Source organism: Ruegeria sp. HKCCD7303 (assembly GCF_013111185.1).
Lineage (GTDB): Bacteria > Pseudomonadota > Alphaproteobacteria > Rhodobacterales > Rhodobacteraceae > Ruegeria.
Genome location: NZ_WVRE01000002.1, coordinates 123,833 through 147,573, shown reverse-complemented (window position 1 = coordinate 147,573; position 23,741 = coordinate 123,833). Strand labels below are relative to the sequence as shown.

General features: G+C 57.3%; 23 protein-coding genes. 11 read left to right on the top strand and 12 right to left on the bottom strand.

What is annotated here, in order from left to right; genetic code table 11:
* Positions 1-36 precede the first annotated feature (36 nt).
* Both GS630_RS05295 and GS630_RS05290 read left to right on the top strand, forming a co-directional pair.
* Entirely contained in the window at positions 37-750 is a 714-nt protein-coding gene (locus tag GS630_RS05295) for an FkbM family methyltransferase (RefSeq protein WP_171618818.1), read from the top strand.
* Between the two features lie 97 nt (positions 751-847).
* Complete coding sequence (locus GS630_RS05290; RefSeq protein WP_171179760.1) at positions 848-1,534, top strand: M48 family metallopeptidase; 687 nt, start codon at positions 848-850, stop codon at positions 1,532-1,534.
* A gap of 70 nt (positions 1,535-1,604) precedes the next feature.
* On the opposite strand, the gene GS630_RS05285 is transcribed toward GS630_RS05290, so the two are convergent.
* Genes GS630_RS05285 through GS630_RS05265 form a run of 5 tightly spaced genes read right to left on the bottom strand, consistent with a single transcriptional unit; the run spans position 1,605 to position 6,875 of the window.
* Positions 1,605-2,147, bottom strand: coding sequence for an RSP_2648 family PIN domain-containing protein (locus GS630_RS05285; RefSeq protein WP_171179758.1), 543 nt, complete (start codon positions 2,145-2,147; stop codon positions 1,605-1,607).
* Positions 2,144-3,346 (bottom strand): RSP_2647 family RNA methyltransferase, encoded by a 1,203-nt coding sequence (locus GS630_RS05280; RefSeq protein WP_171618816.1) that lies wholly within the window; start codon positions 3,344-3,346, stop codon positions 2,144-2,146. Before GS630_RS05280 ends, GS630_RS05285 begins: the two co-directional genes overlap by 4 nt.
* A gap of 38 nt (positions 3,347-3,384) precedes the next feature.
* Positions 3,385-3,657 carry a hypothetical protein gene (locus tag GS630_RS05275; protein WP_171179754.1) on the bottom strand — a complete coding sequence of 91 codons (273 nt, stop codon included), beginning with the start codon at positions 3,655-3,657 and terminating at the stop codon, positions 3,385-3,387.
* Complete coding sequence (locus GS630_RS05270) at positions 3,641-6,436, bottom strand: glutamine-synthetase adenylyltransferase (RefSeq protein ID WP_171618814.1); 2,796 nt, start codon at positions 6,434-6,436, stop codon at positions 3,641-3,643. Before GS630_RS05270 ends, GS630_RS05275 begins: the two co-directional genes overlap by 17 nt.
* Positions 6,437-6,485: 49 nt before the next feature.
* Complete coding sequence (locus GS630_RS05265) at positions 6,486-6,875, bottom strand: nuclear transport factor 2 family protein (RefSeq protein ID WP_171237747.1); 390 nt, start codon at positions 6,873-6,875, stop codon at positions 6,486-6,488.
* A gap of 141 nt (positions 6,876-7,016) precedes the next feature.
* Between GS630_RS05265 and GS630_RS05260 the strand changes: the two genes are divergently transcribed.
* The 4 genes from GS630_RS05260 (at position 7,017) to GS630_RS05245 (ending at position 9,233) form a co-directional block, all read left to right on the top strand.
* Positions 7,017-7,439, top strand: a complete 423-nt coding sequence (locus GS630_RS05260; RefSeq protein ID WP_171618812.1) for a DUF2852 domain-containing protein — start codon at positions 7,017-7,019, stop codon at positions 7,437-7,439.
* 65 nt (positions 7,440-7,504) lie between these two features.
* Positions 7,505-7,936 carry an RDD family protein gene (locus GS630_RS05255; RefSeq protein WP_171179746.1) on the top strand — a complete coding sequence of 144 codons (432 nt, stop codon included), beginning with the start codon at positions 7,505-7,507 and terminating at the stop codon, positions 7,934-7,936.
* Positions 7,937-8,011: 75 nt separating this feature from the next.
* Complete coding sequence (locus tag GS630_RS05250) at positions 8,012-8,836, top strand: arginyltransferase (protein WP_171179745.1); 825 nt, start codon at positions 8,012-8,014, stop codon at positions 8,834-8,836.
* A gap of 7 nt (positions 8,837-8,843) precedes the next feature.
* Entirely contained in the window at positions 8,844-9,233 is a 390-nt protein-coding gene (locus GS630_RS05245; protein WP_171618810.1) for a VOC family protein, read from the top strand.
* Positions 9,234-9,363: 130 nt separating this feature from the next.
* Here GS630_RS05245 and GS630_RS05240 read toward each other — a convergent pair whose 3' ends face one another.
* From GS630_RS05240 to GS630_RS05230, 3 genes are all read right to left on the bottom strand, one after another.
* A complete protein-coding gene (locus GS630_RS05240; protein ID WP_171234465.1) occupies positions 9,364-11,718 on the bottom strand; it encodes a TRAP transporter large permease subunit in 2,355 nt (784 codons plus the stop codon).
* Between the two features lie 17 nt (positions 11,719-11,735).
* A complete protein-coding gene (locus tag GS630_RS05235; protein ID WP_171179739.1) occupies positions 11,736-12,662 on the bottom strand; it encodes a TRAP transporter small permease subunit in 927 nt (308 codons plus the stop codon).
* 120 nt (positions 12,663-12,782) lie between these two features.
* Positions 12,783-13,865 (bottom strand): TRAP transporter substrate-binding protein, encoded by a 1,083-nt coding sequence (locus GS630_RS05230; protein ID WP_171179737.1) that lies wholly within the window; start codon positions 13,863-13,865, stop codon positions 12,783-12,785.
* 246 nt (positions 13,866-14,111) lie between these two features.
* On the opposite strand from GS630_RS05230, the gene GS630_RS05225 reads away from it, so the two are divergent.
* Positions 14,112-15,545: a cache domain-containing protein gene (locus GS630_RS05225; RefSeq protein WP_171179734.1), complete on the top strand. Its 1,434-nt coding sequence runs from the start codon at positions 14,112-14,114 to the stop codon at positions 15,543-15,545.
* On the top strand, positions 15,542-16,189 hold the full coding sequence (locus GS630_RS05220; protein ID WP_171179732.1) for a response regulator transcription factor: 648 nt from the start codon (positions 15,542-15,544) through the stop codon (positions 16,187-16,189). Before GS630_RS05225 ends, GS630_RS05220 begins: the two co-directional genes overlap by 4 nt.
* 86 nt (positions 16,190-16,275) lie before the next feature.
* Here GS630_RS05220 and GS630_RS05215 read toward each other — a convergent pair whose 3' ends face one another.
* Entirely contained in the window at positions 16,276-16,659 is a 384-nt protein-coding gene (locus tag GS630_RS05215; RefSeq protein ID WP_171618808.1) for a VOC family protein, read from the bottom strand.
* Between the two features lie 46 nt (positions 16,660-16,705).
* Positions 16,706-17,551 (bottom strand): 2OG-Fe(II) oxygenase, encoded by an 846-nt coding sequence (locus GS630_RS05210; protein ID WP_171179728.1) that lies wholly within the window; start codon positions 17,549-17,551, stop codon positions 16,706-16,708.
* Positions 17,552-17,973: 422 nt separating this feature from the next.
* Here GS630_RS05210 and GS630_RS05205 point away from each other — a divergent pair, with 422 nt between their 5' ends.
* The 3 genes from GS630_RS05205 (at position 17,974) to GS630_RS05195 (ending at position 21,391) form a co-directional block, all read left to right on the top strand.
* Positions 17,974-19,725 carry an acetolactate synthase 3 large subunit gene (locus tag GS630_RS05205; protein WP_171179726.1) on the top strand — a complete coding sequence of 584 codons (1,752 nt, stop codon included), beginning with the start codon at positions 17,974-17,976 and terminating at the stop codon, positions 19,723-19,725.
* A 69-nt stretch (positions 19,726-19,794) separates the two neighbouring features.
* Positions 19,795-20,355, top strand: coding sequence for an acetolactate synthase small subunit (gene ilvN, locus GS630_RS05200; protein WP_171179724.1), 561 nt, complete (start codon positions 19,795-19,797; stop codon positions 20,353-20,355).
* Positions 20,356-20,671: 316 nt separating this feature from the next.
* Positions 20,672-21,391 (top strand): helix-turn-helix domain-containing protein, encoded by a 720-nt coding sequence (locus GS630_RS05195; protein WP_171179716.1) that lies wholly within the window; start codon positions 20,672-20,674, stop codon positions 21,389-21,391.
* Here the strand turns inward: GS630_RS05195 and GS630_RS05190 are convergent.
* Positions 21,388-22,185 carry a DUF2189 domain-containing protein gene (locus tag GS630_RS05190; RefSeq protein ID WP_171179714.1) on the bottom strand — a complete coding sequence of 266 codons (798 nt, stop codon included), beginning with the start codon at positions 22,183-22,185 and terminating at the stop codon, positions 21,388-21,390. The two genes, GS630_RS05195 and GS630_RS05190, sit on opposite strands and share 4 nt — an antisense overlap.
* Before the next feature lie 25 nt (positions 22,186-22,210).
* The gene (locus GS630_RS05185; protein ID WP_171179712.1) at positions 22,211-23,611 is read right to left on the bottom strand and encodes an amidase; all 1,401 of its coding nucleotides are present in this window, start codon (positions 23,609-23,611) and stop codon (positions 22,211-22,213) included.
* Positions 23,612-23,741: the final 130 nt, after the last annotated feature.

Sequence of the window (23,741 nt, the reverse complement as noted above, 5' to 3'; positions counted from 1 at the left end):
GCAGACGCTCATCCACGCAAGACTTGAGGTTCGCACATGGCAACAGAATTCGCTGAAGACGGTGGCTCGGTCTGTTATCGCGGCGTCAGAATTCACAAAAAGCCCGGTTTGTTCACCCGCAGAATTCTGAGATCCATGAGGCTGGGACGTTACGAAACAGCCGAGTTGCGCCATGCCGAACGGTGCATCGAACAAGGCGAGCGGGTTCTGGATATCGGAGCCGGGGTCGGTTTTTTGTCCACAAAGATCGCCCAGATCGAGGGTGTCGACAAAGTTGTTTCGGTCGAAGCAAACCCGGCCCTGATCGACGTGATACAAGCAACCTTTGAAGAAAACGATGTGTCCGACAAAGCCGAATGTCTTCATGGCATCCTTGGGCAAACAAATGATGGCAACACTGTCGATTTCTATATCCGCAAGAATTTCTGGGCCTCATCCCTGAGTGGCGAGGAAAGAGCCTATACCGAAAAAGTCGATGTGCCGATTTTGGACTTCAATGACATTGTCGCAAAGTTTGCCCCAACACTGATCATATGTGACATTGAAGGTGGTGAGGCAGACCTGTTCCAACAGTGCGACCTGCGTTCTGTGTCCCGCCTTGTCATCGAGGTCCATCCGGGGATTTATGGCCAAAAAGGTCTGGCCCGGGTGTTTCAAGCGGTGATGGATCAAGGGTTTGTTTTGGATATCCGGGCCCCTCGCGCCGGTGATGTTCTGACGTTTATGAATATCAACCACATTTCTGAATGAAACGGCACGAGGCGCAGCTCAGCCCTGTCCTGATCCTTCTATTGACTGCAGTAAAGTTTGTATTGCCCTGACGCCGTTGCGGCCCCATATCTAAGCCATGTTGCGTTTCACCCCGATCCTGCTGGCCATTGCCTATGGTCTTGTGATGTACCGGATTTCCGTCTGGCGTACCCATCGGGAACTGGATGCGAAATCGACGGAACTGGCTGACCCTGCATTGAAACGTATGACGGACCGTCTGGCGGCCGCTTTGGGTATCGATCGGGTGCCCGTTTTTATCTACGAGATCGACCCGGTGAACGGTCTTGCAGCCCCAGACGGTCGGATTTTCATTACGCGCGGGTTTTATCGGAAGTTCCGCAATGGCGAGGTCTCGGCCGAGGAAATGGCCAGCGTTATCGCACATGAGCTGGGGCATGTCGCCTTGGGACATGCGCGGCGGCGGATGATTGATTTTTCCGGTCAGAACGCAATGCGGACGGCGTTGATATTGGTACTGAACCGGTTCATCCCGTTCATCGGCGCGATGATTGCCAATGCTTTGACCGCCCTATTGGCCTCACGTCTGTCACGTGGAGATGAATATGAAGCCGATGAATATGCGGCTGCTTTGCTGACCAAGGCCGGTATCGGAATTGGACCGCAAAAATCGCTGTTTCACAAGCTGGAGGACCTGACGCAGCAGCGCGCCGGGGTCGTTCCTGCGTGGTTGATGAGCCATCCCAAGACGGATGAGCGGATTGCAGCCCTTGAAAAACTTGAACAGCGTTGGGCGCGTGGCTGAGGGCGCGCAGCGAGAGGCCAGCCTCTCGCGCTCTCCGAGGTATTTTTAGCCAGATGAAGCAGGATCGCTTTTACGTGGTAAGGGCTTTACCCAAACGTGGAAGGCGGGCTTTTTTCATCAATGTGCGCAAGGTCCATTGATCACCTGAAAGACGGTTAGCCTCGGCAAGGACTTGAGCCGCGAGTGCGTTCATCCCGATTGCGTCTGCTTGCCAGAAACCGTGAAGCAGGCTGTCTGGGTCACGGCGCTCAAGGCCTTCTTCGGCCAGGATATTCTTGGGAAAATCCTTGGCGTTCACCGTCACGATTACATCGGCGGAAGCCGCAACTGCAGTCGCCAGCACGTGGATATCTGCGGCATCCGGCAGCCAAAGGCGGTTTTGCAACCCTTCGTTCGGCGCGCGCTCGGCATCCGGCCAATTGGCTTGTGTCAGTGAGATTTCGGCACGGGCTTGTGCCTCACCCGTTGGGCCAAGTTTGCGGGCGGCGCGGGCCCATTCCTCGAGGATGCGTGCAGACCAGATCGGGGTGAAATGACCCAGACGCGCAGCCCCCAACAGCATCTCGCGCATCACCGTGGGGTAGATCACGCAGGTGTCGAGAACGGCTTTCATAAGCGATAGAACACTGCTTTGAGATAGCCGCTTTCCGCCAGTTGCGGCAATTGCGGGTGATCCGGGCCCGCAAACCCGGTGTGGATCAGTTGTGCCTGCCGTCCGGCCCGACCAATCCCGCGGGATGAGGCATCGCGGAACCGCCCCAGATCCGCAGCGTGCGAACATGAGCACAGCCCCAGATAACCGCCGGGTTTGACCAGAGGTGCGGCCAGTCGAGCGATCCGCTCATAGGCGCGCAACCCTGCATCCAGCGCTTGTTTCGACGGTGCGAAAGCAGGCGGGTCGCAGACTACGACGTCAAACTGCGCGCCCTCTTCCCCCAATTGGGCCAACACGTCGAACGCGTCGCCCTGCCGGGTTTGGAACTTGTCAGCAAGGCCCGAAGCCTCAGCGCCCTTTGCCGCCAACTCCAGTGCCGCGGCAGAGCCATCCACAGACAGCGCCTGCCCTGCACCGCCTGCCAGCATGGCGAGACCAAAACCGCCCACATGGCTGAAGACGTCCAACACGTGCGCTCCCGAATGTACCAGCCGCGCGGCAAAGGCATGATTGGGACGCTGGTCATAGAACAGGCCGGTTTTCTGCCCGCCGGTCAAATCGGCCATATAAGTCGCGCCATTCATCGGCACCGGCAGCGGTGCATCGGGTGTGGTGCCGCGCAGGGTTTGGTTGACGTCGTCCAGCCCCTCCAGCCCACGTGTGCGGCCTGAGGCGTTTTTCAGCACCGTGATCACGCCAGTCACCTTGACCAAAGCATCGGTCAGCAGGTCCAGGTGTGCCTCGGCCCAGGCCGAGTTCGGCTGGATAACGCAGGCGTCACCGAAGCGGTCGATGATCACGCCGGGAAAGCCATCCGCCTCGGCATGGAGCAGGCGGTAGTACGGGGCGTCAAACAGGCGTTCGCGCATCTCGAGGGCGCGCCGCAGGCGGGTTTCGAACCAAGCGGCATCAAGCTGCGCGTCAATATCACGGTCCAGCACCCGGCACATGATCTTGGACTCGGGGTTGACCGCCACCAGCGCGATGGGCGCGCGTTTTTCATCCTCAAGCACGGCCAAAGCGCCCGCCGGGATCTTGCGCGTGCGGCGGTCGGTGACGATGTCATTGGCATAGACCCAGGGGAAGCCATGGCGCAAGCCGCGCGCATTGGCTTTGGGTTTCAGGCGGATACGGGGGCGGTCGGCAGATTGGGTCATGGCGCTCTCATAGTCAGGAACGCGCCGGTCGAAAACCCCTAGCGGTTACGAGACCGCCATCCGCCTCGACGTTTGGGGGTCTGAGCCGCCTGAAGACCCTCGCTCAGGACATGTGTCATGGGATGATCGGGGTTTTGGTCCATGTAGCCTGCGTGCAATTCCGCCAGCGCTGTATTCTGATCGCGATCGGCAGGCAGGCTGAGCGCCCAGTCCAGAAAGATGCTGCGGCATTCGGGCAAGGTAATGCCCTCAATGCGGTAAGCTTCGCGGATCAGACCCTTATGGTCGTTGGGATCAGTGCTGCGCGTCATCTTCGCCCTCGTTGATCACGCCTCCGATCAGATCGGCTGCGGTCGTGTAACTTTCCTGCAATGCTGCCTGTAGGGCCTCGACATGTTCGAACCCGGTCGCGCGGCACAAAAACGCCGCGCCGCCCTCGCCTATTTTGTCGGCCTCGATGACCTTGCCCGACAGCAGTCGGGCGGCACATTGCACAGACCAGCATAAATCATAGCAGTCTTTCAGCGATTGCGCCTGCGCGACATCCAGCAATCCGGCTGCGACGGCCCCATCCAGACCCGATGATACATCGCGCTGCGCCGAGCCTGCCAGCAAAGCGCCGGTTTCGGCCATCAGTTCGATGTCCATCAGACGCCCCGGTCCGTTCTTGGCATCCCAGATGCCCGCAGGTGCCTTGGCGGCAGCAAGGCGCGCGCGCATTTCGGCGACTTCGCGAAGCACTTTACTCTGTTCCCTTGGCCGCGACAGGAATTCGGCCCGGAAGGATTCAATATCTTCGGCCAGCCCTGCGTCTCCAGCGACGACATGCGCGCGAGTCAGAGCCAAGTGTTCCCACACCCAGGCTTCGTTTTGCTGATAGTTGGTAAAGCTGGCCCAGCTTGTTGCCACCGGCCCCTGATTACCCGAGGGGCGCAATCGCATATCGACCTCATACAAACGCCCTTGCGACATCGGTGCCGAAAGTGCAGTGATCAGCGCCTGAGTAAAGCGCGCGTAATAGGTGCGCGTGGCCAATGGGCGCGGACCGTCTGACATCTCTTCGTCCTGCGGATCATAGATCACGATCATGTCCAGATCGGACTGCGAATTAATACGCCCCGCGCCAAGCGAACCCATACCCAAAATGGCGGCTCCACGACCGGGCGCGGGACCATGTTTGCGGGCAAAGTTCTCGGTGACATAGGGAAGTACGGCTGCAATCACCGACTGAGCAAGCTCTGCATATTGCTGACCGGCCTGCGCTCCGTCAATAAGGCCGCGCAGATGATGCACCCCAATGCGAAAATGCCATTCCTTGCACCAGCGCCGCGCCAGATCGAGTTGGGTTTCATAATCCGTTTCTTCCGAAAGGGCTTGTGCCAGTTCGCCCTGCAGCGCCTCTTGCCCCGGCCAATCGGTAAAGAAACTGCCCCCGATCACCGCGTCAAATACAGACGCATTACGTGACAGGTGCGAAGCAAGCGCATGGGATGTGCCAACAATATCGACCAAGAGGTCAATCAGATGCGGGTTTGCTTCGAACAAGGAAAACAGTTGCACCCCGGCGGGAAGACCCGCCAGAAACCCGTCTAAAGCCATAAGCGCCTCGTCCGGTTTGGCTGTCTTGGCGAGGCGCGAAAGCAATTCGGGCCGCAGGCGTTCGAAAATCCGCGCGCCCCGCTGGCTTCGCAGCGCCGGGTATGTCGTCCAGCGCGCCAGTATATTCTTGTCAAACTCGACGTTCTGCACCGGCGTAGAGGCCGGTGATTGACCCGGCGCAAAGAACCCCTCGGTCAACTCATGCACTTCGGTCAGGCGGCGCATGAGGTCTTGTGTCAACTCTGCATTGCTGATCCCCATAAGACAGGCAACGCGTTCGATCCCATCGGGTGAATTTGGCACCTTGTGGGTCTGCGCGTCGTGGATCATCTGAATACGATGCTCGACCTCGCGATGCGCCCGGTAGTGATCGGTCAGTTTCTCAGCCACGTCCTCTGGCACCCAGCCTTTTGACGCCAGCGCCGACAGCCCCGGAACAGTCCCCCGCACGCGCAGGTCCGCATCACGCCCACCAGCGATCAGTTGGCGGGTTTGCGTAAAAAACTCAATCTCTCGGATGCCGCCCTGACCCAGCTTCATGTCGTGGCCGGGGATGGACAAAGACCCACCAGTTCCTTTGTTTTCGCGGATACGCAGACGCATATCATGGGCGTCCTGAATGGCCGCAAAGTCCAGATGGCGGCGCCAGACAAAGGGGCGCAGGCTGTCCAGGAACCTTTGACCCGCCCCCAAATCCCCGGAACAGGGCCGCGCCTTGATATAGGCGGCCCGTTCCCAGGTACGACCAAGGCTTTCATAATATCGTTCAGCCGCCTCCATCGCCATGCAAACCGGGGTCACGGCGGGATCTGGGCGCAGCCTCAGATCGGTCCGAAACACATACCCGTCTGCTGTCTTGTCACTGAGCGTCGCGCAGAAATTCCGCGTTGCCCGGACCATGCCCTGACGGGCCTCGTAGAAATCGTCGGGGTCAAAACGCGTCTCGTCAAACAGAACAATCAGATCAACGTCCGAGCTGTAATTCAGCTCATGCGCGCCCATCTTGCCCATCGCAAGAATGACCAGCCCAGCTGCGTTTTCGACATCATCTTCAGTCATTCCGGGCAGTTTCTTGCGCCGGATCAACGCAGCGATCTCGGCCTTGGCCGCAACATCCGCGGCCAGTGCTCCGAAATCCGTCAGGGCCGCCGTGACCTTTTCCAGCGGCCACGCACCTGCAATATCAGCCAAGGCGGTAAGCAGCGCCAAACGTCGCTTGGCCTGACGCAAGCCGGGTTTCAACTGATCGGGCGGCAGATCACGCGCTGCAGTCATAACGTTCGCTAGGGCCTGATCCGGCTGCTCCAATGCCTCAGGCAACCAGCCTTTCTCACGCTCGATCAGACCTTTCAGATAAGGGCTGGACCCGGCAGTGCCCGCCACGAGCTCACCCATTTCCTGCGGCAAATCTGGCATCAGGGCCCGCGCTTCATCCCCCAGAGACGGATCAAAAGCACGCGGAAGCCGGGTAATGGAAAGAGCGTCAGTCATGCGCGCACCCTGCGCATCGTCATGCGCCATCGTCAATGGGGTATTCTGATCAGATATCCTGAACGGGTGTATCCTGACTGAAACTGTTGACCCAAGCGTCGTTGCGCCTTTCCCAGAGCGAGGAAATCAGCATTGCGTCGCCTCCGGTTGCACTCGGTCTCTGGTAATCGGCCCGACAGGACAACAATACAATGTCAGGTGTCAGCACACGCAACCGCGCATCACTGAGATCAAACTCTGCCATCGTCGGCGCATCCGCAAACTGACCGACGTGATCGGCTCGGTTGGCAAACCCGGTTGGGTAAACTCCCAGAAAATCCGCACTCAGCAAAGCGCGGTCTGCGCTTGCATTTCCTTCAACCAGCGCGGTCCAGACCTGCTTTTCCAGGTCAAGAATGTCATTCAGCGAAGGAGCCGTTTTGTTTTCAGTCATATTCATGGCCGCACCCTGCCGTCAGAGACATTCACCATCAACTGTATAGTGGAATGTAAATCTTTTTCACATTACCCCTTGTATCACCCGAAGGCGCCCCCATCTAGACAATGTGAAAACAGTTTACATCAACCCTGGAGAGCTTTCATGACTGCACTGTCCGACCCCGCCGTCCACGCCAATCCGGGATGGCTTTACCGAATTGAGGCCTGGCTGGATGACAAAGGCAAAGGGGCCTGGATCGCCGCCATGGTCCTTGGTTTCATCTTCTTCTGGCCTGTTGGCCTTGCCCTTCTGGCCTACATGATCTGGAGCAAACGCATGTTCAGCAAGTCCTGCAGCCGCCGCAAATCCTGGCACAGCCACATGAGCGCAATGAAGCCTTCGGGTAACAGCGCTTTTGACGCCTACAAGGCTGACACTCTGGCCCGCCTGGAGCGCGAACAGCAGGATTTTGAAGCTTTCCTGCGCCGTCTTCGCGAAGCCAAAGACAAGGCTGAATTCGACCAGTTCATGGACGAACGCGCCCGCGAAAACCACGAAGAAAACGGCACAGGCGCACCTGCCTGATAGCCCTTGCCCTGCCCCGGTTATTCGGGTCAGGGTGCACCAACCCTATCTTTCGGACGTGACGAATGAACCACCTGCCCAACCCGGATACTCAACCAGAATTCTACAGCTCGGTTGCGACCAAGCGCTTTGTCGCGTGGCTGTTCGATATCGCCTTCATCTCGCTGCTGTGCATCGTGCCCGTCTTCCTGACCTTCGGTGCGGGGCTGTTTTTCCTTCCGCTGATTTACGCTGTGATCAGCTTTGCGTATCGGGTCATCACCATCTCGAACGGCTCAGCTACGCTGGGTATGCGCTTCATGGGCATCGAACTGCGTGACGCATTCGGCGAGCGGATGGATATGGGCAAAGCCATCGCCCATACTGCCGGTTATTTCGTCAGTATGGCGTTTTTCGTGGTCCAGATCATTTCGATCATCATGATGCTGACCAGCGCCCGTGGTCAGGGTCTGACCGACAGTTTCCTGGGGACTGTGATGATCAATCAAAGGGCGTGAAAACCAATTGTGTGAATCACTTGGCGGTCTCGGAAACGGTTGCTATCATCCGTCCCGAGGCCAGATGGGAACTTCATGCGACACACGCTGCCAATAGCGCCACAGTTTTATGTTACCGCTCCGCAACCCTGCCCTTATCTCGACGGCAGGATGGAGCGTAAACTGTTCACAGCCCTTCAAGGTGAAGGCGCGGAACAGTTGAACAATTCCCTGTCTCAACAGGGGTTTCGTCGGTCGCAGAATGTGCTCTATCGCCCGTCGTGCACCGATTGCGCGGCCTGTCTGTCCGCTCGGATCGATGTGTCGGCCTTTCGCGCCACCAAAAGCCAGAAACGCGCAGCCAAGCGCAACGGCTACCTGGAACGCCGCGCAACGTCACCCTGGGCCACAGACGAACAATACGAGTTGTTCCGCCGTTATCTTGACACACGGCACGCCGACGGGGGCATGGCCGACATGGATGTGTTCGAGTTTGCCGCCATGATTGAAGAAACCCCGATCCGCAGCCGCGTTGTGGAGTATGCCGACCCGGAAACCGGCAACCTCATCGCCGTTAGCCTGACCGATGTGCTCGATGACGGGCTGAGTATGGTCTATTCCTTCTACGATCCCAACCAACCCCAGAACTCTCTGGGCACTTACATGATCCTGGATCATATTGAGATCGCGCGAGAAGCCGGGCTTCCCTATATCTATTTAGGCTACTGGGTCCCCGGCAGTCCCAAAATGGGTTACAAGGCCAAGTTCACAGGGCTTGAAGCCTATATTCAGGGGCAATGGCGAAAGATCAAAGACCCAGGTGCCTATTCCGATGCATCGCATCACCCGTTGTCATCTGCGCCCATAGCCGAACAAGTAGCGAATATTCAGCTACCTGACCGCCACCCTACCAAAAGCTGACCAAATAATGAAGCAGTCCCTGCATGCGGTTGCCCTTGTGGTGCCCGACTATGATACCGCGATCTCATTCTACACCAAAACGCTCAAGTTCCAGCTCCTGCAAGACCTCGCGCTCGGCGACGGCAAACGCTGGGTACTGGTCGCCCCGCCCGGATCGACAGGCAGCGCCCTTCTTCTGGCAAAAGCCGACGGCCCCGACCAAAAAGCCGCTATTGGCAACCGAACCGGCGGTCGTGTGGGTTTCTTCCTGCAAACCGATGATTTCGACCGCGATCATGCTGACATGCTGGCGCAAGGTGTCACATTCGAAGAGGCCCCACGTTCCGAACCCTATGGCCAGGTTGCCGTCTGGCGCGATCCCTTCGACAATCGGTGGGACCTGATCCAGTTCAGCTGATCCGCAGCTTCATCTGGCCCAAAATACCTCGGGGATGAATTGGCCGCAGGCCAAGAAGGGGCTGGCCCCTTCTCCGGTACAAACAAGAAAAGGGGGCCATTAGGCCCCCTTTGCATTTTGGTAACCGGGATCAATTCGGGATCAGGTCCGGGACGATCGTGACGATCGAGGGGAAGAACCACAAGATCGCAATGCCGACCACCTGGATCAACACAAACGGTATGATCCCGCGATAGATATGACCCGTCGTGACCTCTTTTGGCGCGACCCCCCTCAGGTAGAACAACGCAAAGCCAAAGGGCGGCGTCAGGAACGAGGTCTGCAGGTTCACAGCCACCATGATCGTCACCCATTTCGGATCGAAAGATCCACCATAAATCACCGGCCCCACAATGGGGATCACGATGTAGATGATCTCGAGGAAATCCAGTACAAAACCCAGAATGAACAGCACCAGCATCACGATCAGGAAGACCGTGAACTCGTTGTCAAAGCTCTTCAGGAACTGCTGGATATAGTGCTCACCTCCAAACGAGATCACCACAAGGTTCAGTAACTGTGATCCGATCAGAATGGTGAAGACCATCGAGGTTACTTTGGCTGTCTCGCGAACAACAGGCGTCAGAACACCGCTCGAAAACAGCACCCAACAGCCGTAAATCAAGCCGAACAGGGCAAAAAGGTAAGCGCCGTAAGCGACGATAAACGCAACCCAAGTTTCAAATGAAACACTGCCCTGCGAAATGCGCAGATCAAAGTTAACCCCCATCAGCAAGGCAATGATCACGGCAAAGGTTGCCCAGATGATCACCTTGCCCGACCGGCCCTGATCCTGAAGTTTGCGATACGCCGCCAGCATGATCGCACCACCCGCGCCCAGCGCAGCCGCCGGTGTCGGGTTGGTCACGCCCCCCAAGATCGACCCCAGCACCGCGATGATCAGAACCAACGGAGGAAACACAACGCGGATCAGATCGTTGGTGGCGCATCGTGCGGCAGCTTCCTTGCAGCCGTAGATGGCGAGTGCAAATGGCAAAGCCAGCAGAAGGAAAGTGGCCCCCGAAGAGGTTGTCGGCGAAATCAAAAGGATATCGACCAAAGCCATAAGCAACAGGCCAATTGCCCCCAGGATCAGCGGCTGCGGTGAACGCGAAGGCGCGATCCCGCGGCCCAGAACCAGTGTCAGCCCCAAAAGAACAATGGTCACTGCCACGCCCGTTCCAATCGGGGCCGCTGCGGCGATCTTCTCTTGCTGTGCGGCCGCCAGTTCCTCTTCACTCAGGCGTTGAGCATCCGCAACACCTCCTGCGGCATCGATTGCTTCCTGCTCGACAACAGCCTGATCCCAGGCTGACTGACCGTGCAGCTCGATCATCGAGGCTTTGCATTCTTCTGACACGTTCGTGCGCAGCGAGGCACTCTGTCCAACGTCCGAGAAGGCTGAGACCGCAATGTTCTGACTTCCAATCACGCCGACATTGCCCAGAAGAACTGCCCCGACAATCAGAGCAGCCGGAGCGCCCAGCAGCCAGGTCAGTCCCTCGGACCGGGTGATTGTCTCGCCTGACCCGCCTGAAATTTCCACCGCCGGTGCTTTGTGCGGGTTCAGTAACGCATAGCCAAAGGCATAAAGCGCATAGAGCAAGGCCAGCATGATCCCCGGCAACAAGGCCGCTTGGAAGAGCGTCCCGACAGAAACAACAGCAGGCTCGCCCAGGAAGGTCAAAGCATCAGTACACCCCGCCTCAATTGCGCGCGTTTCCTGTGCGGTCGAATACAAGTCCCCGGCCAGAGTACCCAGCAAAACAATTACAATCGACGGTGGGATGATCTGCCCCAGCGTACCCGATGCAGCGATGACACCGGTTGCCAGTTCGGGCGCATAGTTGTTTCGCAGCATGGTCGGCAGTGCCAAAAGGCCCATGGTCACAACCGTCGCGCCCACAATCCCGGTCGACGCGGCAAGGAAAGCACCCACAACCACGATCGATACGGCCAGACCGCCCGGCAGCGGGCCAAAGACACGCGCCATCGTGGTCAGCAGGTCGTTGGCAATCTTTGAGCGTTCCAGCGTAATACCCATTAGAACGAACATCAGCACGGCCAACAGCGTCTCGATGGACTGACCCGCCAGAACGCGTTCGTTCATTCGGTTCACGATGAAGGAGACGTTGCGATCCAGCGCCGTTTCCCAGCCTTGCACAAAGACCGGTTCGGCGATCCTTGGCAAATCAGGGTATCGGAACACGGATATCGTGTCGGGTTTCACCCCCGAGTTCACGATATCCCGATAGGCTTGCGAGCCCGTGTCTATCGCCTGGTGGATCAACAGACCCGCACTGTCGAGCGCAGCGATGATCCCGAAAGAAATGACCCCGGCCCCACCGATGGCAAAAGCCACCGGAAACCCGGAAAGAATGCCTCCGAAGAGGCAGAAGAATACGATAATGAGGCCTATCTCGACGCCATCAAGTCCGAATAGCATTGTCTGGTTCTCCGTCCTTAATGCGCGCCTTCATAGGCTTCTTCACCCTCACCAAGGCTGTCCTTGTCGAGGTATTTTCCGGTGCTTTCCGGCCCTTCCACATACTCAAGATACGACCGGTACAGGAATGCGATGGCATGCAGGAACACCATGGCCGCAAAGGCAACCAGAAGGATCTTGAACAGGAAGTATGCGTTAAAGCCATTGGGGCTGAACCCGATGGTCTCCACATTCCAGCGCAGCGCGCGGGACTTGGCCACCAGACGATCCAGCGTGTCACTGGCCGAAGGTTTCGGCACGATCAGGTGCCGCCACATGAAGTACCAACCATACATCCAGGTCAGCACAGCCATGGGCATCATGAACAACACCGCGCCTAACATATCAACCACGCGCTTGGCGCGGTGGCTGATGCCGGCGTAGATCAGGTCAACGCGCACATGCCCGCCCTGCACAAATGTGTAGGTACAGCACAGACAAACCACCATGGCATTGTAAAGTTTCAGTTCTTCCGCAAACCAGCTGATGTCCATCTGGAACGGGATCCCCAAGCCGAACGACATATCAGGGCGCGTAAACACCCGCTGCATGAAGACAATCACGATCTGCTGGATCACCATCAGCAGACCTGCCCACGCAAAGAAACGGCCGGTGGTGTTTGCAAACCCCTCCAGCCCGCGCACGATGGCCCACATAAAGTTCCGGTAGTAGAGCCCGATCGCGGTCAGAACCAGAAAGAAGGTGAAAACCACGAAGAAGAACTCGACCGAGCCTCCGTAGTAGACAAAGCGCATGATCGCCTCTTTGTCGGACCAGTTCAGCCAGAGCTGCGGATGCGTGATAGCGTATCCGAAATTATAGAAGGCTTCGGCAATGTTCTGAATGAACCAGATCAGTCCATTCCACAGGGCGCCGAAAAACGAAATACCGTTGTCGTCCTGCATGTTGTCCCCGGGTCTCGTCAGTTGCATTGCTGATTATAGCGGCATGATGGGTCCGCGCATATGCAACAGGAAAGGCTTCCCCGCTGATGCGGGGAAACCGTTTGCTCATTTGGCTCGAATTTAGCCGCGAACGCGGTCGCGCTGAGCGGTGTAGGCACCCGACGACAGGTTGATCCAAGCAGACGAAGCCGCCATAGACGCCATTGCGCTGTCGTGGATTTTCTTAAACAGCTCGTCGCCCATGTTCTCGTCCAGAACCTCTTGCGACGCCTGGCCAAATGCATCCCAAACGCTGTCCGGGAACTCCATGACCTTCACGCCGCCCGACTGCAGACGCTGCAGGGCTGCACCGTTATTGGCCAGGAACTGCGCCAGATTCCACTGGTGCGCTTCGGCCGCTGCGATCTCGATGATCTTCTGCTGTGCAGGTGTCAGTTCGTCAAAGACGTCACGGTTTGTGGCCAGCGACAGACCCGCGCCTGGCTCATGGAAGCCCGCAGTATAGTAGGTCTTGGTGATTTCCTGGAAGCCCGCCTTTTCGTCGGCCCAGGGACCGATCCACTCGGTTCCGTCAATCGCACCCGAAGACAGCGCCTGATACACTTCCGAACCCGGAATGTTCTGAACCGACGCGCCCAGCTTACCCAGCGCCTGGCCACCCAGGCCCGGCATACGGAACTTCAGGCCCTGGAAATCTTCGGGGCTGTTGATCTCTTTCGAGTACCAGCCACCCGCCTGCGCGCCGGTGTTCCCGGCCAGGAAAGACTTGAGGCCAAAGATCGAACCCAGCTCGTCATGCAGCTCCATGCCGCCATCGTGGTAATACCAGTTCACCAGTTCCTGCGCGGTCATGCCGAACGGAACAGCAGTGAAGAAGGCATAGCCCGGGTGCTGACCCACAAAGTAATAGTCCGCCGCGTGGTACATATCGGCCTGACCGGACGACACCGCGTCAAAAACCTCAAACGCGCCAACCAGCTCACCAGCGGCCTTGATCTCAACATTCAGGCTTCCGTCCGACATCGCGTTGATGCTGTCGGCACAGCGCTGCGCGCTGTCAAACACGCCCGCCAAGCCACGGCCCCACGACGTCACCATGGTCAGGGTACGCTGGCCCTGAGCATAAGCCGGCGCCGCCAGAGCGGTTGCTGCAGCTGCCGATCCGCCCAGCGCGGATTTTTTCAAAAATGAACGACGATCCATATGAGTGTTCCTCCCCTTCATAGTCATAATCCGGCACAGCCGGACCTGTCGTATTCAGTGCGCGTCAGACTAATGACAGTGTTGTGAATGGGAATACCTACTACTGCGTAGAAAGCCGGGTTTCTGACCTTTTTTAGCGAGAAAACCCTTGGTGAGTTCCAGTTCAGCCGGGCTTTTGACGTCCTTTGGGTATGGAAATGTTCAATCTTTTTGCATTTTTGCTGCCACTTGCGTATCGATTCGACCATGCACAGACTTAGAAACCTGGTTTCGCTGACTTATGCGCAGAAATTGTCGTTGGTTGCGGCCATACCATTGGTCGTCGCTGTTGCGGCAATTGCCGTGTTGGTCGCCTATCAGGCGCGCGCCACCGCTGAGCGCGAGATCGAGGCCCTGGAACGCCGTCTGATCGAAGCCAAGAAGGAAGAGCTGCGCAACTACGTAACGCAGGCGCGCAACGGTTTTGCCTATATCTATGGTCGGGCTGAACCAAATGATGAAGTGGCCAAAAACCTCGTCACGCAGATCCTGTCGGCGATGATCTATGGTCAGGACGGGTTCTTCTTTGTGTATGACTATGACGGAAACAACCTTGTCAGCCCCCGCCAGACGCAATTCATCAACCAGAATTGGGAAGGTCTGACGGATAGCGAAGGCACGCCAATCGTCAACGAGTTCATTCGCCTCGCTCGCCAAGGGGCAGGATGGCACAGTTTCATGTGGCAGAAGCCCTCAACGGGGCAAGAAGCGCAGATGATCGCCTATGTTGTTGGCCTTCAGGACTGGCGCTGGGTCGTCGGGACCGGGGTGTTCATCGATGACATCGTGGCCACCGTTGCCAACGCACGGGCCGAAGTCGAAGCCCGCGTACAGCGCACATTCATGTATATCGGCGCGATTGTACTGGCCGCTGTCCTCATCGTTTTTGCGTCGGGCATGTTGCTGAACATTCGCGAGCGCAGGTTGGCCGATGCTAAGCTGAAGGAACTGACCCAGCGTGTGTTTGACGCACAGGAAGAAGAACGGGGCCGGGTCGCACGTGAATTACATGACGGGATCAGCCAAATTCTTGTCGGCGTTCGATATGCTTTGGACAACGCGCGGCGGCGTCTGACTCGGGGTGATGACGAAGGTGCGCTCGCTCCGCTGGAAAAAGGGATCGACAACCTGGGGGCCGCCATTACCGAGGTGCGGCGCATCAGCCGTGACCTGCGTCCGGGCGTGTTGGACGATCTGGGCCTTGGTCCCGCGTTGAAGGCCCTGACCGACGATTTCCGAGACCGTACCGGGATCGAGACCGAATTCTCCACCGTGGTCTTCCGAAACCGGCTGGATCAGGACAGCAAGATCGCCCTTTATAGAATTGCGCAAGAAGCGTTGACCAATATCGAACGCCATTCGGGGGCCACTCATGTTACCATAGACCTGCGCGGACATAAGAAAGGTGCAACTATGCGGATCACCGACAATGGCCGTGGGTTGCGCACTGAGCCCGGAACAGCAACCACAGGCATCGGGCTGCGTAACATGCAGGAACGTATCGAACAGCTTGACGGGTCCTTGCGGATTCTGTCATCACGCGGACCGCGTGGCGGGACGGTGATCGAAGCCAGCTTGCCGCTGAGCCACCTTCTGCCACCGCAGGAAGACGCAACTCCGAACCGAAAGGCTGGTACATGAGCTCTGACAGAACCCGGGTTCTCATCGTTGACGACCACCCGATGGTGGCCGAGGGCATCCAGTCGATTCTGGAAAGCTATGAAGATATCCAGGTCGTCGGCACGCTGGGCAGCGGTCAGGCGGCCGTGGATCTGGCCGTTGATCTGGCCCCTGATGTGATCCTGATGGATCTGAACATGCCTGGCCTGGGCGGTCTCAGCGCGACGGAAATCATCCTCGAACGTCTGCCCGAAACGCGCATCCTGATCCTGTCGATGCATGACAGTCCTGAATACATCACAACCGCGCTCAGCCACGGTGCCAAAGGCTATGTACTCAAGGATGTACCTACGGAAGAGATCAGGCAGGCCATCGACGCTGTCATGCAGGGCAAGCAATATCTGTGCACCGGTGCCAGCGGATCCCTGAAACCCAAAGAGGATAGTGCGCGCGAGGCGCTCACCGGGCGCGAACAGACGATCCTATTGGAACTTGCACAGGGCAAGTCCAACAAAGAGGTTGCCCAAAAGCTGGAGATTTCAGTGCGAACGGTCGAGACCCACCGGAAGAACATCAAGCGCAAGCTTGGCATTTCCTCAACAGCTGGTCTGACCCGCTATGCACTGGAACACGGCGTTCTGCAAGGCACTGGCGTCGGCTTTTGATCTGCATACTCCCGCAGCGCGGCACGCGCTGCCCTGCCCAACCAGAGAAGACGCGCCGCTGGCGTGTCGACGATGGGCGGGAGTGTTCACGCTCGGGGCCTAATGTCCTGACCAAAGAACACCAGTGTCCCGTCTTCATCCAAAACGTGAAACTCACGCTGCAAATAAGGCTGGTCAAACGGCGGTCGTACACGCCCCTTGGGCAAATCGGCTAACCCGGCGCGCCAGCTTTCATACAGGCCATCCACATCGTCCACATCAATGTAAAACGACTGGTCGTCGCCCAACGGCCTGCCATCCGGGCGCGGCGGGCATTCCAATAAGCGCATGGCCACCGGTCCCAGCGACAGAAAAGCATAGTTGTCCTGCCTGAACCCACATGTGAACCCCAATCGCTTGCAATAGAAATCGATCTGGTTCTGCAAAGACGAACACAACACAAACGGCGTTAGCTGCAAAATCTCAGGCATCTGAATCTCCGAAAAGGAAGCACCTTCAGTTTACCGGTGTGGTGTCTCAATCCAGTAATTGATCTTTGCGTAGCCCCGCGCGTTCGTAATGGTGTGGCAGAACCCGTCCATACAGTTGCTCAGTCCGTTCGATACCGCCGCACATGCCTTCGGTTTCGACAAATGAAAAGATACCGACATACCGGCGGCGCGGCCCCGTCACCGGCGCTACCCGGTGAAGCGAATATCGCCCCTTGAAAATCTGTAAATCACCGGGCTGAAGCTCTAACTGATGGACGCACGTCATATCCCCGTTCAAAACTGCGGCGACCTCAGCAAAGTTTTCGTCTTCCGTTGTGCGAAGATTTGGCGCGTACTCGAACGCGCCCCCTTCCTCACCGTTCTGAATGGCCAGTGTCACCGTGTAATTGTTCGTATCGAAATGCCATGGAAAGCCCTGCCCTTCCTCGACCACGTTAATGATCACATCGGCCAGCGGGTCATCATAACGGAAAAAACGCTCTGCAGGCTCATTCAAGGCATCACGAACGAACGGCAGAAAGGGTTCAAACTCATATATACTCCGCAAAGGCCCCGATTGCGGAAAATTATCCGCTGGAACAAAGGCATTCGAACGATCATAGAACTGTCGGATAGGATGACCGATGCCAAACCGCGGGTCGTCCTTGGTGAAATACGGGTTCGTACGGCTGAAAGAGCGATGCGCATTGGGCGCAACGGCATCGGCCTCTTCAGTCAAAAGAGCGATGCCCTTTTCATGGACAAAACCCGGCAGAACCGCGCATCCATCTTGATCTAGTTCCCGCCTCAAATCTTCGATCAATCGAACATACGCGGGCGAATCCGGGCGATCGATCGGATACCGTCCAAGGTCCAACAGGTCTTGCAGCATTCTCCGCCTCCTTCATGCGCGCCCACAGGGTCAGCGTGACGCAGTCAAATAGGCAGATCATGCCAGTTTCAGACATCGACCTGACGCTTTTGGACCCTCACATGCGTCTAAAAAACCAGTGAAATGAACATCGTTTTCCCGGAAATTCCCAACATGCGGCAATCTGCGCAATAAAATGTCGCAAATAACCGCCGCCAAGATAGAAAATTGGTGCAATTGCCTGTTGACGCCCCTTCCCCCCGACCATAATGTCCCTGCACGCAAAGAAGGAGCCTCTGGCGATGAAAGCGCTAGTCGTAATCGTAGGAAAAACGCGCATGGGCCGGTAACGGAAAACCATAATCGAACCCATGCGCCTCCGAAAAATCGGGGGCTTTTTTTTGGCAAAACGCAAGACACATGTCGCGAACGGAGCAAAGCAGATGACACGTGAGATGACCGGCGCAAAGATGGTGGTTCAGGCCCTCAAGGATCAGGGCGTGGACACGGTATTCGGATACCCCGGTGGCGCCGTCCTACCGATCTATGATGAGATCTTTCTGCAAAACGACATTCGCCACATTCTGGTGCGTCACGAACAAGGTGCAATCCATGCCGCCGAAGGCTATGCCCGGTCGACCGGCAAACCCGGCGTTGCGCTTGTAACGTCCGGCCCTGGCGCGACCAACGCTGTCACCGGCCTGACCGACGCATTGTTGGATTCGATCCCGCTGGTTGTTCTGACGGGTCAGGTTCCGACCTTCATGATCGGTTCAGACGCGTTTCAAGAGGCTGACACTGTTGGCATCACCCGCCCCTGCACCAAGCATAACTGGTTGGTTAAAGACACGGATTCGCTGGCGGAAACGATGCACGAAGCCTTTCACGTCGCCACCTCGGGCCGTCCCGGTCCTGTGTTGATCGACATTCCCAAGGACGTGCAGTTTGCCTCGGGCGAGTACACCAGCCCCAAGCCTTCAACGTCGCATTACCAACCGGTTTTGAAAGGCGACCTGGAAGAGATCACGGAACTGGTTGCCGCCATGGAAACCGCTAAGAAACCGGTCTTTTATACCGGTGGCGGTGTCATCAACTCTGGCCCTGCAGCCAGCCAGTTGCTGCGTGAACTGGTGGACGCGACTGGTATCCCGATCACCTCGACCCTGATGGGTCTGGGCGCTTACCCAGCCTCGGGCGAGAACTGGCTTGGAATGTTGGGCATGCATGGTCTCTACGAGGCCAATTTGGCGATGCATGACTGCGATCTGATGATCAATATCGGCGCACGTTTCGACGACCGGATCACCGGCCGCATCGATGCGTTTTCGCCGAACTCGAAAAAGGCGCATATCGACATCGATCCGTCCTCGATCAACAAGGTAATCCGTGTGGACATACCCATTGTCGGTGACGTGGCGCATGTACTGGAAGACATTCTGAAGATCTGGAAGTCTCGCGGTCGCAAGACGGATGCTGCGAACGTGAAGCAGTGGCAAAACCAGATCGCGGAATGGCGCAAGATCAACTGCCTTGCATATGCCAACAGCGAAAAATCCATCAAACCGCAATACGCGCTGCAACGCCTTGAAGAGCTGACAAAAAAGCACGATCGCTACATCACCACCGAAGTGGGCCAACACCAGATGTGGGCGGCTCAGTACCTTGGGTTCGAAGACCCCAACCGCTGGATGACCTCGGGTGGCCTGGGCACGATGGGCTATGGCTTCCCCGCCTCTATCGGCGTGCAGATGGCGCATCCAGATGCATTGGTGATCAACGTGGCTGGTGAGGCGTCTTGGCTGATGAACATGCAGGAAATGGGCACCGCCGCGCAATACCGTCTGCCCGTGAAGCAGTTCATCCTGAACAATGAACGCCTTGGCATGGTCCGTCAGTGGCAGGAACTGCTGCATGGCGAACGCTATTCACACAGCTGGTCCGAAGCCCTGCCTGATTTCGTTAAACTCGCCGAAGCGTTCGGAGCAAAGGGCATCCTGTGTTCCGATCCTGCCGATCTGGACGACGCGATCATGGAGATGATCAACTATGACGGTCCGGTGATCTTCGACTGTCTGGTTGAAAAGCACGAAAACTGCTTCCCAATGATCCCATCGGGCAAGGCCCATAACGAGATGCTTCTGGGCGAAGCAGAAACGCAGGGCGTGATCGATTCCAAAGGTTCGGTTCTGGTTTAACAAAATTCGACGGATTTGGTCGGGCGCCTTGCCGCGCCCGATATATCAAGGATGATGAAAGGGACATAAATGTCTGCCCTACATATCAAAAAAGGTGCCACCCGCCATTCGGCCTATAACCTACGACCCACCTTTTCGGACGTGCAGGAACGTCACACGATAGCGGTGTTGGTCGAGAACGAACCTGGCGTTCTGGCACGTGTGATCGGATTGTTCTCGGGGCGCGGTTATAACATCGAAAGCCTGACCGTGGCCGAAGTTGATCACACAGGCCACCTCAGCCGCATCACCATCGTCACCACCGGGACCCCCCAGGTTATTGAGCAGATCAAGGCGCAGCTGGGCCGAATTGTAACCGTGCACGACGTGCATGACCTTACTGTCGAAGGCCCTTCGGTCGAGCGCGAACTGGCTATCATCAAGGTCGTGGGTGAAGGCGACAAGCGGGTCGAGGCCCTGCGGCTGGCCGATATTTTCCGCGCCAATGTGGTCGACAGCACTCTGAATTCGTTCATCTTCGAAATCACCGGTGCACCGGACAAGATCGATGCCTTTGCGGACCTTATGCGCCCATTGGGTCTGGTCGAGATCGCCCGTACAGGTGTCGCAGCCTTGCTGCGCGGCGACTAAAATCTGTTCCCCGCCCGCTGACGTTTTAGCGTCTTTCCGGGCGGGGGCACACCTTTGGTTGGTCAGGCAGCACGCTCTCAACCTACACGAGCCTTTTGCGCCATAATTGCCATAGGGTTTGTTTTTCCAGATAAAGATCAGTCTTTTTCGCATAAAGCCTATTGCCATTGAGCTTTGCGGCGCTAGCGTCGAAGCTGCAACGCGGCGTGGGGATACGTTGCTTGGGGTTATTCTGTACGATTACTTTTTGTGCAGCCGGTTTTTGCCTCGGTGTTCAATGGGTTTCATTCGAAGACACAGCAATACGTGGAAGGCCATGACTGACGATACCCGCAGCCCTGAAATGTTACGCGCGATGTTCAGCGAGAACCTTCGGCGTTTGGCGCAGCAGCATCGCTCGGTCTCAGCCCTGTGCCGCAAGCTCGGGGTGAACCGCACGCAGTTTAACAGATATCTTTCTGGCGAAAGCGTTCCTCGCCCGGATGTTCTGGATCGGATTTGTCGCTTTTTCGACGTAGATGCCCGAATTCTTCTCCAGCCCTTGGACGAGATCGAGAAATCAGAAAACCACCCGGCCACCAAAACTCTGACTGAGTTTCTGGGTTCGGGTGCAGAGGCGATCGGGAAGTCCGCCTTTTCACTTGGGTTTTATGCCGTCATCGAAAGCCTTTCGGATACACACCGCATGACCTTGTTGCACGCACGACCGCTGGCCCAGTGCACTTTGATACGGGGCTATGTATCACGCACTGCCATGCCAGATGCCACACCGCAAGACCGTGAAATCCAAGGTATCGCCGCCTGTAGCGGCGATACCGTTTATATGCTGACATCCCAACGGGGCGGCCACAACAGCCGGGTCTACCTGATCTCACCCGATCAAAACGGAACTGCGGTTCATTGGCGCGGATCGGTGGTTAATTCCGCGGATACATCCAACCCGGAACCGGTTGTTCTCAAGTACCTGGGGCACGACTCTGCAGCTATTTTTGCCGCTGCGCGCCTGTCCACGAACAATCTTGCACAGCAGTTCTAACCTGCCGCAGTTGTGGGTGTCTGCGCGGCATCGACCTGGGTAATCTGCCGATAAAGATGCCAGCTGGCGTGGCCAAGCACTGGCAAAACGATCAACAACCCCAAAAACCAGGGCACCATCGCGATGAATGTCAAAATCGCGACCAAGGCCCCCCAGCCAAGCATCACAAACAGATTTTCTTTCACGTAAGAAAAACTTGTGATCATGGCGGTCACGAAATCCAGCTCGCGATCCAGCAGCAATGGGATCGAAAGAACGGTGATCATGTACAAAATGGTGGCAAAGACCGCCCCCACGACCGTACCCACGGCCAGCATGGTCAGGCCGTTCAACGTCAGGAACACCTCTGTCGACGTCGATATGTTCGTCATCGTGGCCAGGCCCAGAAACAGGGCAAAGATCATGTGCCCGAGAAAGAACCAAAACAGGAAGACGACAACGATGATTGCACAGATCGAAGGCAACTGCCTGCGGCTTTGCTGCAGTACCACGCCAAAGATCGCACCAAAATCCAAGGGCTCACCCTGCTCAAGCCGGTGCGAGACCTCATAAAGCCCGACCGCTGCGAAAGGTCCGATCAACGGAAACCCGATGGCCGCCAGTACCAGCCAAAAGGTTGTTCCGGTCTGCACAGTCACCCACGCCATGGCCCAACCCGCCAGCACGTAAAAGCCAGCAAAGATCACCCCGAATAGCGGTGCGCGGCGAAAATCAGTCCACGCGCGCTGCAATGCCGTGCGCAGCATGGCGGTATCCACCGGTCGCATTTCCGGCACACCAAAAGGCTTATCCATGTTGTCTCCTCCTCCCGATCCGGCGTTATGACCTCGCCGGTCTCTTGTTTGGCCAGTTGGTTTCGGCGTGATACGCCGCCCCAACCGACAATAGTTTGTGATCCGCGCCCCGTGGACCGAACAGCTGGAACCCCATCGGCAGTCCGTTTGAACCGAAACCCGCAGGTGCGGCCAGACAAGGCAAACCGATCAGACTGACAGGCACCGTGACGTGCATCCATCGGTGATAGGTGTCCATTGTCCGGCCCGCGATACTGGTCGGGTACGGTATCTCGACCCCAAAGGGCCAGACCTGCGCGGATGGCAGAACCAATGCGTCAAACTGTTTGAACAGGTCTGCAGCGCGCCGGAACCAATCCGAGCGGATGACGCTGGCGTGCTGCACCTCCATTGCACACATCGCCAGACCACGATCCAGTTCCCATTGAGCCGTATCTTTCAGATGATCCCTTTGCGAGGCCAAGGGCTCCAGCCCCGCCGCCACGCTGAACGACCGCAGCGTGATCCAACTGGTCCAAAGTTGTTCTGCATCGAAGGGCGGATCAACTTCTTGCACATCAGCGCCAAGGCTTTCAAACACGGTCAAAGCATCTTTGCACAGGTCGAGAATTCCAGGCTCGGTCGGGAACGCCCCGCCCCAATCCCCAAGCCAACCAATCCGCAGACCCTGCAAATCTGCAATTTCCACCGGTGACACCGGAACGCTATCAGAGGCCAAGGGCAGGCGCGGGTCTGGCCCCGAGATAACGTCAAGCAAGATGCCCAAATCCTCGGGGCTGCGGGCCATGGGGCCAAGTGTGGACAGTTGATGCAGAAAGCTGTCGCCGACAGGATCAGACGGCACCCTGCCCCAGCTTGGGCGAAAGCCGTAGACATTGTTCCAGGCCGCTGGGTTACGCAGACTGCCCATCATGTCGGACCCGTCTGCAAGCGCCACCATTCCCGTGGCCAGGGCCACCGCCGCCCCACCGGACGATCCTCCGCAGGTATGGTCGGCGTTATACGGATTGCGCGTCGCACCATAGACCGGGTTGAATGTGTGCGATCCCAATCCGAATTCCGGCGTGTTGGTTTTTCCGATAAGTATAGCCCCCGCATCCCGCATCCGGGCGGCAATCAAATCGTCGCTGTCCGGCACGACGTCCTTGAACAAAGGCGATCCATGAGACGAGACCACGCCTGCCACATTGACCAAATCCTTGACCGCAATTGGCAGACCGTGCAGCGGGCCAGTGATTGGACCGCTATCGCATCTCTGTGCCTCGGCCATCAACGCACTCTCTTCCCGTAACGCTACTATAGCGTTCACATCGCCATTCACCTTAGCGATGCGATCCAGGGTGGCACGCATTACATCGGTGGCTGAAACCTGTCGGGTTGCCAGTTGTTTCACAAGCTCTGCGGCCGATATCCGAGTCAGGTCCATTGCATGCCATTCTGTTGTTGGTCTTCAACAGCCTAGCGAGCGGTTCAGCTCATTTAAACCCACTGTCTAAATGTATCTTTTCTCGACCTCGCTACCGGTCAACAGGATTGAAACGGCATGGGCCAACTCA